Origin of the sequence: Paenibacillus sp. MCAF9 (genome assembly GCF_052114265.1) — a bacterium.
Taxonomy (GTDB): Bacteria; Bacillota; Bacilli; order Paenibacillales; family Paenibacillaceae; genus Pristimantibacillus.
Genome location: NZ_JBFREL010000004.1, coordinates 381,098 through 393,039, shown reverse-complemented (window position 1 = coordinate 393,039; position 11,942 = coordinate 381,098). Strand labels below are relative to the sequence as shown.

Here is an 11,942-nt window from a genome sequence, read left to right as displayed (position 1 = left end):
GGGCGACCCAATCTTTAATTATTTTACAAGAAATGATTGCAGATCATCGACAACCTTGTTTACGGCTTGAATGCCAAGTCCGCTCATCCAATATTCCCAATCAACGGAATGAACACTGTTGCTTTTGACTCCGTTTAAGGAAGCCCATAACGCACTTTTCTCAACCTTGGCAAAGGCGTCTGGCTCTCGGTTGAACCAAAGGATTATATCTCCATCCAGGCTGCTCATTTGCTCCTCGGTCACATCCTTGGAGAATCCTTCAATGTTCTGCGATTCGGGACGATTGATCCCAGCGTCTGTCATAATGGTTCCAGCGAACGTATCCTTCAAATAAATTTGTATTTTATCTGCACGCGGACGGAATAGTGAGACACTTTTTCCTTTGTCCGCTAATTTGGATTTTAGATCTGTTATTTTCCCATTGTAGGCATCCAGCAGTTTTTGGCCTTCTGCTTGTTTGTTCACTGCTTCAGCATGCAGCTGCAGGTTCGCTTTCCATGTAACGCCTAATGTTTCTACGAATACAGTCGGTGCGATTTTCGTAAGCTGATCATGGATCGCGTCATGTGTATCTTTGTTGCCGATAATCAAATCCGGCTTTAAAGCATCTATCGCTTCCAAGTTGGGCTCATTTACAGATCCAATATTCGAAATCCCTTCTGTTCCTTTCAGATAAGCTGGATATGGATCTCCTGCAGCAAGAATTGAAGGTGCTCCAATTGGCGTAATGCCAAGCTCCAACAAGTTATCAAGCGCTCCGATATCCAGCACGACAATTTTTGCCGGGCTAGCTGGCACCAACACGTCTCCATATGCATCTTTGACCGTCCGGTCAACCGCTGGCTCTGACGTTGCTTCCAATGGTTTTTCGGTGCTTTTCATTCCATTGTTTTCTGTACTCGATTCAGCACTGCTGCATGCGGAAAGCACCAAAATCATTAACCCAATAAGGGAGAGCAATACCCCTAATTTAAGATGACGAACTTGATTGCGTGAAAACATTCCTTTATTCCTCCTGCGTCTAATTAAGAATGATAACCATTATTAATAAAATAGCGTACATCCTATGACACTGTCCATGCACAAACCTTTTTATTTCATGTACTATTTTTAAATCTGATGATAATCACCCAAAATTATCCATTTTTAAGTTGCGTTGCTGCAATATTAGGATTAGAAATCTGTCATCAACACGCTGCCTGACCATTCCCTATTTAAATCTAATCGCAAAAAAAAATCTCCTCACTACGGTATATAACCGTAAGAGGAGATCCTTTTCATTTATCCAATAAGCGATATTAAGCTTTTAAATTCCAGCTCTTCAAATTTGAGCAATACGGTTTCGCGTTCATACGCCCAGCAGCAGCCATCAAGCTCTGCGGATACTGGCACATCACAGCGAATTGTCGCTAAATCACGGGATAGATGCAGCATATCAAGATCCGCTTCAATTTTTACTCGGATTGTTTTGGATACCGCCTCCAAATTAGCAAGCAAGCCCTCGATTGAACCATGCTCTTGAATAAGCTTATGCGCTGTTTTTTCTCCTATACCTTTCACGCCTGGGTAATTGTCCGCTGTATCTCCCATTAACCCTTTGATGTCGATAATTTGAATAGGCGTAAGTTGGCGTTCTTCCATTAGCGTTTCCGGCGTATACACCATGTAGTTCCCGATGCCCTTCTTCATGATCGCAACCGATACCCGGTCGTCCACCAGCTGAAGCATATCATGGTCACCCGTCACAACGAAAATTTGCGCTTGATCCTTAAGTGCAGCAGCAAGTGTTCCAATGCAGTCATCCGCCTCATATCCTGCGATCCCAATATTCGGCACACCGAAGCTGGCAACGACTTCTTTCACAAGATCAAACTGAGGAATTAAATCCTCTGGCGCAGACGGACGATTGGATTTGTAACCATCATACTGCTCCGTACGAAATGTCGTGCTTCCCATATCCCAGCAGCATACGACATGGGTTGGATTAAAAGTATTGATCGCATCCATGAAATAACGAACAAAACCATGAACTGCATTAACAGGTACGCCTGCACTTGTTTTACGAACGCTTCCTCCGAATGAAGTAGCGAAATACGCCCGAAATAAAATTGCCATCCCATCAACCAAAAGTAAACGTTGTTCACTCATCGTTATAAAACCCCTCTCAAACATATCAAACTATTATTTATATTTATTGCCCGCGAATAAATTTTCCAATCCGCCCCGCAGCTTCCTTCAACCGTTCTTCGCTTTCAACCAGCGCTATTCTTACATAACCTTCACCCTCGGAGCCAAAAGCTTCCCCAGGCACTACGACAACGCCTGTTTGACGAAGCATTTCCTGGGAAATTCGTCTGGACGTCCACGGCTCGCTAAGCGACCACTGCATAGGAGGAAGCTGCGCCCAAACGAACATTGTTGCCCGAGGTGCCGCAACATCCCATCCTTCTGCACGAAGTGCTTCAAGGAACGTATTGCGCCGATGCTCATAAAGCTTTCCTGCCTTTGGCTTCTCTACATTTGCTATCGCTTCCTGAAGTGCAACAATTCCTGCCTCTTGAATAGGATCAAACACGCCGTAGTCAATATTCGCTTTCAGCTCGCGGAGAGCAGCAACTGCTGCTCTATTTCCAGCCAAAAAACCAATTCTGCAGCCAGCCATGTTGAAGCTTTTGGACAAAGAATGGAATTCAACCGCATGATCGATTGCACCCGGTACCTCAAGAATGCTTGGCGGCTCACAGCCTTCAAATCCCATCTCGGAATATGCAAGATCATGGACGACCAACACGTTATGACGCTTTGCTTTATCAATCAATCGCTCAAAAAAGGAGGTATCCGCTATTGCAGAAATCGGATTGTTCGGATAATTGAGCAAAATAAACGTTGCCTGGTCCCACTCCGAATCCGGTATTGCCTCCAGATCGGGCATAAAGCCATTCTCCTCGCGCAGCGGCATCAATACAGACTCTACTCCCGCGAGTGCTAATGATGCAGCATAGATCGGATACCCCGGATTAGGCAGCAAAACGATATCGCCAGGATCACTAAGCGCCATGGCAAGATGGGCAAGACCGTCTTGTGAGCCAAGCAGTGTTACGATCTCGTCTCCGGCATCCAGCTCCACGTTAAATCGGTGCTTCATCCATTTCGCTGCATGCTCTCGAAACGGCAAGCCGCTTTTGATTGCTGGATACGAGTACATATCACTGCGCAATGCCGCTTCACTAAGCGCCTGTCTAACGGCGGGCGAAGGCGGCTGATCCGGATTTCCGATGCCCAGATCAATAATATCAAGACCGCTTTCCGCAGCTGAGCGCTTCCACGCTGCAACTTCTGCAAATATGGATGATCCTAGCTGCGACAGCCGCTTGGAACGCCATTTGGTTTGTGACATACGTCCATTCACCCTTTTCCATTGTTCCAAACTTGTTCGTATTGTTCTTCCTTATATCCAACAGTAACCGTCTTGCCATCCGTCACGATAGGCCGTTTAATCAGCATGCCGTTCGAAGCAAGCAAGTCATATTTCTCATCTTCAGACATGTCAGCCAGCTTGTCCTTCAAACCAAGCTCCCTGTAGACATCTCCAGATGTGTTAAAAAACTTTTTCAGCTCTAGACCGCTGTTTTTTACAATCTCCTTTAGCTCCGCAGCTGTAGGTGTTTGCTCTACAATATTTCTGGATACGACATCGTTGCCCTTATTTTGCAGCGATTTAAGCGCTGAGCGGCATGTACCGCATTTTGGATATTGAATGATAGTTAGTTCCTTTTGTTTCGTCATCCTCTTGTTTCCTCCAGCATTGGGCTGACTAGTCCCATTTTATTTTGATAGATTCCGTTCTAATCGTTCAAGCTCAGGCGGCAATTCCGCACGCCATTCCATCCATTTTTTTGTAATGGGATGGGTAAAGCCCAGTATCTCGGCATGGAGTGCTTGACGACCGACTGCATCCTCCCACTCTTCCTCCACACCTTGCTGAGTACCATACATTTTATCTCCGATAAGCGGGCAGCCGATATGCTTCATATGCACGCGAATTTGATGCGTCCGTCCCGTTTCGAGCTTTAAGCGCACTGCCGCTGCGGCAGGCTTGTCCGAAGTAGATTCATAATGTGCAATCGTCTCATAATGCGTAATAGACGGATAACCCTCCGGCGTGACGATGCGAACATGCGGCTGGTCTGGGTCACGGTCAATCGGCGCATCAACCACTCCCGCAGCTGGCTCAGGGCAGCCATAAACATATGCGCGGTACAGCTTTAAAATACCGTTTGCCTGCATTTGCTCCGAAAGCTGTTGATGTACATAGGAGGTTTTGGCAATCGCGACAAGTCCGGATGTTTCTTCATCAAGGCGGTGGACAGGACGGAAACGCACCTTCTCTCCCGCTTCTTGCCAATGGTGGACGATACCATTAGCAAGCGTCCCCGTGTAATGTCCATGAGTCGGATGGACGATCATTCCAGCTGGTTTATTTACGATAAGCAGATCCTCATCCTCGAATACGATCTGTACCGGAATAGGCTGCGGCAAAATATCTTCGGAAATTTCCCGCTCCATGCGTACGCGAATGATATCGCCCGCTGCAACGGGAGCTGTCGTATAGGCACGAATCTCGTTTACAGTCAGTCCATGCTCCGTTTGCTTTACTTGCGAGAGCAGCTTGCGCGATACGCCCAGTTGACGCTCCAGCACCCGCCGGACAGTCATTCCATGCTCTGCCTCGCTAACCGCAGCCACTAGCGGGCGATAATATAATAATTCTAGTCTATCCATCATTTTTTCGGCTTCCGAAATACTTCTGCGCTGCGTACATATTCCGTATCTGATACGCCAAGCTTCGCATTTGCAACTCTAGCAGCGGCGAAGAAAAAATCGGACAATCGATTCAAATACGTTTGTACATCAGCATTAATCGGATGCTCAGCTGCAAGCGTTACAACGCGGCGCTCTGCCCGGCGGCATACCGTTCGGCATACATGCAAAACAGCAGAAACAGAGCTTCCTCCCGGCAAAATAAACCTCGTGATTTCCGGTGCCTCTGCCGTATATTGGTCAATCCATTCTTCCAGACGTTTAGACGGCTCTGCCGATATTTTTAGAGGCGCGCCTTCAACGGCGTAAGCAAGATCTGAGCCGCAGTCAAACAACTCCTGCTGGATATCAACAAGCCAAGCTGCCATCTCTGCCAGCTCTTCGTGCTTGGCAGCTTCCGCCGCTGCCTGCCCTACAAAACAATTCAATTCATCTATGGTACCATATGCCTCAACACGAACATCATCCTTGCGCACGCGGCCGCCAATTAAAGATGTTTGACCGCTATCGCCCGTTCTCGTATATAGTTTCATCGGCCTTGCCTCCTTTTTTTCATCCATTACTCTCTATTCATGCAAACAGCAGGCCGGATAAGCTCCTGACCTGCTGTTTATTAAAGGCGCTAGATTAGCCTTCTAGCTTCAAGCGATGTACAAAGCCGCCTATTCGATCAAGCGCTTCGGTCAGATTCGTGACAGAAGTTGCATAGGAGCAGCGAAGATGGCCTTCGCCTCCGAGACCGAATACATCTCCTGGAACAGCTGCAACATTCGCTTCATCGAGCAGACGCTGCGCAAACTCCTCACTTGATAAGCCCGTCGATACGATCGATGGAAATGCATAAAACGCACCCTGCGGCTCATGGCAATCGAGTCCGATTTCCCTGAATCCTTTTACGACAAGACGCCGGCGCTGATTATAAGCCTCCACCATGCGGTCCTTCTCTTCTAAGCCATGTTGAAGTGCTTCAAGCGCTGYATACTGTGCCATAATCGGCGCGCACATCACTGTATACTGGTGAATTTTTAGCATAGCTGCAATAAGATCGGGATGGCCGCAGGCATAACCCATCCGCCAGCCTGTCATCGCGAAAGCTTTCGAGAAGCCGCTCACAAGAATGGTACGATCCTTCATCCCCGGCATTGCAGCAAAGCTTACATGCTTCGAGCCGTAAGTAAGCTCCGCATAAATCTCATCGGAAATAACAATAAGATCATTCTCTTCCACTAGCTTTGCAATAGGCAGCCAGTCCTCATAGGTCATAGTGCCGCCAGTAGGGTTGCTTGGATAACATAAAATAAGTACTTTTGATTTCGGCGTTATAACGGCTTGAAGCGACTCTGCCTTCAGCTTAAATTCATCCTTGGCAAACGTTTCAATACCGACAGGTTTTCCTCCGGTAAGCGCGGTTATTGGTGAATAGGAAATATAACATGGCTCAGGAATCAAGATTTCATCGCCTGGCGAAATAAACGCGCGAAGGGCGAGATCAATGGCTTCACTGCCGCCAACGGTTACTAAAATTTCGCTGGCAGGGTTGTAAGGTACGGCAAATTGATCATTTAAATACTGCCCAATGGCTTCGCGAAGCTCTGGCATACCTGCATTTGACGTGTATTGCGTTTTCCCCATTTCAAGCGCATATACAGCAGCTTCCCGAACATGCCATGGCGTCACAAAGTCCGGTTCCCCTACTCCTAATGTAATAACATCCTTGCGCGTACTGACCAAATCAAAAAACCGACGGATTCCCGACGGTTTGATGCCCCGAACGAGCGGTGACAAATAATCAGCCATCGATTGACGCTGCAAAGGTGTGGAGGGTTGTTTCTCTTCATCTTTAATCATTGCCATCACCCTTTTTTCACGGCGAAACCATCAACCGATGATCACCTTCATGCTCCTCGAAGATAATGCCGTCTTGTTTGTATTTTTTCAAAATAAAAAATGTTTTTGTCGATAATACCGCGTCAATAGGCGATAGTTTATTCGATACAAAAGAGGCGACCTCTTTCAACGTTTTTCCTTCAACCTCAACGAGCAAATCGTATGCTCCCGACATCAGGTAGACGGATTTTACTTCTGGATATAAATAAATGCGCTCAGCGATTCCTTCGAAACCGCGACCGCGTTCTGGTGTAATTTGTACCTCAATAAGTGCAGTTACCTTCTGGTCGTCAATCTTGCTCCAGTTTACGACTGTCGCATACTTCACGATAATATGGTCTTTCTCTAGCTCGGCGATGGCTTGCTTTACTTCCTCGGTTGTTACGGCTAACATGGTTGCGATCAAATCTGCATCCCTGCGCGCATCCTCCTGAAGCAGTTCAAGCACTTTCAACTGTAATTCGGTCATTGTATAACTCCTTCCAGTACAACTGCAATTATAAAGAATATTTTACAACGTTTTTGTTCCTCGCGCAATCAAAGCATAAAAGGCTGAAGCCTTTATTTTGGCGGCTTCAGCACTTCTCGCGGAGAAATATTAGCATCATATGTAAAAGCTGCTTCTGCTTCCTAATCCTTATAAAAAGGAAAGACCCCAAAGGGGTCTTTACATGTAATGCGTTTGTGAGCCTTGTTGATATTGGCCGGACTGGTGCATTTGCGGCGTATACATCGTTTGGTTTTGCTGTTGCCCTAGGTTTTGCTGTAAAAACTGGCTCGTTTTTTGTTTGGTTTGCTGATATTGCTTTGCCTGCTTGTCCAGCTCCTGACGCAGGGCAGGCGAGGATGTATTATACATATTCGCTTGCTGCATCGCCGTGAACAGCTGGCCTTGCAGTGCCAACGTGCTGTCTGTCAATTTCGTAAACAGCTGGCGAATATCAGGACAAGTAGATTCTGTTGCTGCTGTTGCATATTCACGAACAACTCTTTTCAAATCGCTAAGGATCGTGCTTGCCAAATCTTCCTCAGTCAGTATCGATTGGTTTTGTTGTTGCTGCATTATGATTGACCTCCTAATCTTCTTTTAAAATCCTTCTTATTGTTGAGGCTGTGTTGGAGCCATTTGCTGATGGTGCGAGATCGCATGCAGCAAAGAATCATAGTGCTGCTGATGGGTTTGAATCATTTGTGAGCATAAATTTCTAAGCGCTGGTGTAGTACCCGTAGCAACAAGCGTTGCACATTGCTTAATTAATAAATCCTCGTTAGACATAGAGTCTGCAATGTACTCCAGCTCTTTTGCCGTCATTGGCTGCATCATTTGGTCATCCTCCTCTAAACTTGGTTCAAAATTACGATTTGATCCATTTATTTCGTACCAAACGTATTATGAGCTAAATTTCCTTTATTTATGTGCCAATATTTAAATCGAAATTACCGGTGTGAATTAATTGAAAGTCCACCTCTATGATTAACTGATCGGGCTTCGGCAGCCACTCCTTGCCTTTGCACATTTGCTGCCAATAAGCTTGATGGTAACGGTACAGATGATGCTCCAGTTGAAAGAAACTAACTTTCTTCTCCAGCCCCTTTCGGAACGTATCCTCCATCTCCTGCTTAATCCGCGCTTTAACTGACGAAACAATTTCATGTTCCTGTATAACGCCATCCATTTCTGCGACATTCCCGTCTACTCGCATCTTTAATGTGAAAATGGGCTTGTCACCTTTAAAACTCACATCAACATTCCCTTTGGATGAAACGACAGCGATTGCCGCTTTCCCTTTTTCCCCTTGCGCTTTGAGCACAAAATGCTTGAATTCAGGATCTGCCCATCTTAGCCCTGTGGCTTCAGGCTCCGTAAGATAACCGAGATATTTAAGATCTTTAAATATAAATATCCCTTCGATTAACTGGATTTGCAGCGGTTGTTTCTTTCTTTTCCAGTATTCTTCATTTGCATTCAAAGCAGGGAAAGTAGTGACCATGGAGGGTTCATTCAGCGTCTGTACCGCCAGCTGCAAGGAATAAGGACGAATAAAGCTTCTCTGGCTGTCGAGAGGACCCGGCATATACATAATGCTGTTAAGCGGTGATTGATCATAAAAAGTATCGCTAGTAAAAATTTTTTCAATCTGAGCTTTGGTTCCGAAAAGCAGCGACGTATACCGCGATGCCCGCTGACGATTCACCCCGTCCATGATGTCAGCGATTCTGCTCATCGCTCTCTCCTGTACGATAACGGTTTTTAAATGCTCCAAGCTCAAAATCGTTTGGCCAGAGCGAGCCAGGTCATTTAGAGCAAGCAGTACAGTATCTCCTGACCCTTTTCCAATCCAAACCGGATTCGGATCAGGCTGAAGTGATTCTGTTTTTGCAATTAGGCCAAATTTAACCGTTTGGGCATAAATATCGTATTGTCCGTCCTTATAATCGATGCCAAATGCGGATATATAGCTCACATCCGCCAAGTTAACTTCATCCCAGCAGCCTTGCAGCAGCAACGACATAAACACGATGCCTGCCAGTGCAGCACACTTTCTAAGCTGTGTTCCCTGCTTTGTAATCCATGCAGAGAGCATCATTTATCCCTCCTCGTACTCTTAAGCTTCCATGGCATTTGTATAAGCGCTGGCAGCAGCTCTTTTAAGCGCATAGGTGCAACCGGGTATAAGTAAGAGCGTCCAAATGATTCTAACGTGCACAAATAGATAAGTACCGCAAAGGAGCCGACAAAAAAACCGAAAATGCCCAGCACAGATGAGCAGATAAGGACAAGGTAACGGATGATGCTTACCGAGCCGCTTAATGACTGATTCACGAGAGTAAAGGTTGATACTGCCGTTACCGCGGCCATTACGAGCATCGTTGGTGATGTCATGCCCGCACGGATTGCTGCATCTCCAACGATCAATCCGCCTACAACAGAAACGGTTTGGCCTACTGCCCTTGGCAGTCTTACACCGGCTTCCCTGAACAGCTCGAACATGGTCAGCATCAGAAACATTTCCATCGTTGCCGACAGCGGCAATCCGATTCGCGACATCGTAACGGTTGCTAGCAGCGTAAATGGAATCTGATCCGTGTTGAATGCTGACAGCGCTATCCAAAAACCTGGCAAACAAATAGCTAATACGAGTCCTACGAGCCTTAACAAACGTTCTAATGAAACATAATAAAAAGGTAAATGTGCGTCCTCTGGTGATTTGATGAGCAGCAATAAGTTTCCTGGAGCAATAAGTGCCGATGGCGACCCATGGAGCAATATTGCTACCTTGCCTTGCAGCAAGGATTGAACGACATAATCAGGCCGTCCTACAAATTCAACGAGTGGAAATAAAGATAAGCGGCGGTCGGATAAAAGCTCCTCCAGTTGACTTCCTCCTACTAAAGCCGGAATATCGATATTGTCCAGTCTCCTTCTAGCTTCTTTAACAAGCTTGGGATCGGCCTTGCCCTCCATATGAAGCAAAGCGACCTCCGTTAAGGACTCGGAGCCGATTTTTCGATACTCTACATGCATATCTGTTGTTTTCAGCCTCATGCGGACTAATGCAACATTCGTTGAAAGCTGTTCGACGAACCCGTCGCGCGGTCCTCGAATCGATACTTCAAGCACCGACTCCTCTGGTGTCCTTCCAGGCTGATTAGCGATGTCAAATTCAAACAATCCTTCGAATTTAGCAAAAGACAATATGACACTGCCTGCAAATAGGCGTGCAAATACGTTGCTGCCAAGATCCCCAGACTGAATTTTACTAAATAACATGCTGGGCTTATGTTTTTCACCTGTATCTGCGTCTGGCACCGTTCTTAATTGCTCCGCCCATTTCTCCAATAGCGGAAGCAGGCCGAGCTGTAATTGTTGATTGTCGATTAATCCATCGCAATAAAACAAAGTCACTTCCATTGGGCCTTCTACATCGAGTGTCAGCTTATATTCAATAACATCATGACAATCCTTCAACATGTGTTTTAACTGATCCAACGAAATCTCGTTGTGATCCATCTCACAAATATGCTCGTGATGAATCATGACTGCTCTGCCTCCTCGGAACCGATAATGGCTGTTCTTTTATGATCACCTTGTTTTTTTCTAAACATAGACACGATCCAAATCACGATCGTTAAGAACATAACGACAACGCCCGTGTACTGAAATGCAGCATGTAATGCGCTCCTTACCTGAAGCATATTTTTGATGCCAACGCCCGAAATGACCAAAATGATCACGCCAAGCACAGTAGGGGAAATCCATTTCTGTTTTAAACGGCGCAGCGGCCAAAACTCTGACAAAATGTGAATAGATAAAGCAAGTCGAATAAGTGCGCCTGACATCCACTGGAAAATAGCAAAAAAATCAACATGCTCGAAATATTTACCGATGGAGACCAATCTCCATTGCGAAAAGGCAGGGTAGCGCATCTTATCCGCTTCAACGGGTCCGAATTCTACAATCGCGCCCATAACCGGTCCAAGCGTCAGCAGCGATAAGAATAGAACAAGCACGATGAAATGCCATCTCTTAAATTTCCCCTGGATATGATGCTGGATAAATAGGAACCCGAACAACTCACATGAAGAAGTCAGCACATAATAAATGCCTTTCATGACCGGGCTCATCCCATTCTCGAGCATAGGCAGCAAATAGTGATAATCTTTGTGAGGCATGTTCGCAGACATGACAAAATCGCCTAACAATACAACGATTGGCAATAATATGCAGCTAACATAAGCTATTGTCCGCAGCCCTGAGACTGATGCAAACAAACATAGGCCTAAAAAGACAGTACAGACCACCATAGAAGGTGTATTGGGCAAATAGGTTGTCGCAGTCCACGAAGCTGTAATAATAAGCGATTCAAAAGCAATACTCAGCTGAACCAGCAGAAAAATACTAATTATCATCCAAGCCAAAAATCGCGGCATAAGTTGTATGAGCCATTGATCAAACGGCGTTCCATCCATACGCTTCAATATTCCATAAATAGGAAATGCAATCCATGGAAGGGCAATAACAAGTCCAAAAATAACAGAAATCCATGCATCGCGCTTAGCAGCATCAAGCAGCAGCGGCACAACCAGAACGTGATTTACAAGTCCAACTGACAAAACCATCATTAACATAGAGGGTAAAATTCCAAATGGTTTCACTTTCATAATCTTGTCACTTCCTTCCAAAGATAATGTTTCCAGATCTATGTATCTAAATGCATCCTGTCAATCTTTTA

General features: G+C 45.7%; 13 protein-coding genes. All 13 read right to left on the bottom strand.

Features of this window, described 5'->3' with window-relative positions; genetic code table 11:
- Positions 1 to 18 precede the first annotated feature (18 nt).
- Positions 19 to 1,002 (bottom strand): ABC transporter substrate-binding protein, encoded by a 984-nt coding sequence (locus AB4Z45_RS09755; RefSeq protein WP_441908969.1) that lies wholly within the window; start codon positions 1,000 to 1,002, stop codon positions 19 to 21.
- A 279-nt stretch (positions 1,003 to 1,281) separates the two neighbouring features.
- The gene (locus AB4Z45_RS09750) at positions 1,282 to 2,148 is read right to left on the bottom strand and encodes a 5'-3' exonuclease (protein ID WP_430057621.1); all 867 of its coding nucleotides are present in this window, start codon (positions 2,146 to 2,148) and stop codon (positions 1,282 to 1,284) included.
- 43 nt (positions 2,149 to 2,191) lie between these two features.
- Positions 2,192 to 3,397, bottom strand: a complete 1,206-nt coding sequence (locus AB4Z45_RS09745) for an aminotransferase class I/II-fold pyridoxal phosphate-dependent enzyme (RefSeq protein WP_441908967.1) — start codon at positions 3,395 to 3,397, stop codon at positions 2,192 to 2,194.
- An 8-nt stretch (positions 3,398 to 3,405) separates the two neighbouring features.
- The gene (locus AB4Z45_RS09740) at positions 3,406 to 3,786 is read right to left on the bottom strand and encodes an arsenate reductase family protein (protein WP_076267876.1); all 381 of its coding nucleotides are present in this window, start codon (positions 3,784 to 3,786) and stop codon (positions 3,406 to 3,408) included.
- 39 nt (positions 3,787 to 3,825) lie between these two features.
- Positions 3,826 to 4,785: an RluA family pseudouridine synthase gene (locus tag AB4Z45_RS09735; protein ID WP_441908965.1), complete on the bottom strand. Its 960-nt coding sequence runs from the start codon at positions 4,783 to 4,785 to the stop codon at positions 3,826 to 3,828.
- Positions 4,782 to 5,354, bottom strand: coding sequence for a cob(I)yrinic acid a,c-diamide adenosyltransferase (locus tag AB4Z45_RS09730; protein ID WP_441908963.1), 573 nt, complete (start codon positions 5,352 to 5,354; stop codon positions 4,782 to 4,784). The genes AB4Z45_RS09735 and AB4Z45_RS09730 overlap by 4 nt, the downstream gene beginning before the upstream one ends.
- Positions 5,355 to 5,448: 94 nt before the next feature.
- Positions 5,449 to 6,669 (bottom strand): aminotransferase class I/II-fold pyridoxal phosphate-dependent enzyme, encoded by a 1,221-nt coding sequence (locus AB4Z45_RS09725; RefSeq protein WP_441908961.1) that lies wholly within the window; start codon positions 6,667 to 6,669, stop codon positions 5,449 to 5,451.
- 16 nt (positions 6,670 to 6,685) lie between these two features.
- Complete coding sequence (locus tag AB4Z45_RS09720) at positions 6,686 to 7,177, bottom strand: Lrp/AsnC family transcriptional regulator (protein ID WP_076267879.1); 492 nt, start codon at positions 7,175 to 7,177, stop codon at positions 6,686 to 6,688.
- A gap of 198 nt (positions 7,178 to 7,375) precedes the next feature.
- Positions 7,376 to 7,771 carry a spore coat protein gene (locus tag AB4Z45_RS09715; protein ID WP_441908959.1) on the bottom strand — a complete coding sequence of 132 codons (396 nt, stop codon included), beginning with the start codon at positions 7,769 to 7,771 and terminating at the stop codon, positions 7,376 to 7,378.
- A 36-nt stretch (positions 7,772 to 7,807) separates the two neighbouring features.
- Positions 7,808 to 8,032, bottom strand: a complete 225-nt coding sequence (locus AB4Z45_RS09710; RefSeq protein ID WP_339207707.1) for a hypothetical protein — start codon at positions 8,030 to 8,032, stop codon at positions 7,808 to 7,810.
- 88 nt (positions 8,033 to 8,120) lie between these two features.
- Positions 8,121 to 9,296 (bottom strand): Ger(x)C family spore germination protein, encoded by a 1,176-nt coding sequence (locus AB4Z45_RS09705; RefSeq protein ID WP_441908957.1) that lies wholly within the window; start codon positions 9,294 to 9,296, stop codon positions 8,121 to 8,123.
- Positions 9,293 to 10,747 carry a spore germination protein gene (locus AB4Z45_RS09700; RefSeq protein ID WP_441908955.1) on the bottom strand — a complete coding sequence of 485 codons (1,455 nt, stop codon included), beginning with the start codon at positions 10,745 to 10,747 and terminating at the stop codon, positions 9,293 to 9,295. The genes AB4Z45_RS09705 and AB4Z45_RS09700 overlap by 4 nt, the downstream gene beginning before the upstream one ends.
- The gene (locus AB4Z45_RS09695; RefSeq protein ID WP_441908953.1) at positions 10,744 to 11,871 is read right to left on the bottom strand and encodes a GerAB/ArcD/ProY family transporter; all 1,128 of its coding nucleotides are present in this window, start codon (positions 11,869 to 11,871) and stop codon (positions 10,744 to 10,746) included. The genes AB4Z45_RS09700 and AB4Z45_RS09695 overlap by 4 nt, the downstream gene beginning before the upstream one ends.
- Between the last annotated feature and the right edge of the window lie 71 nt (positions 11,872 to 11,942).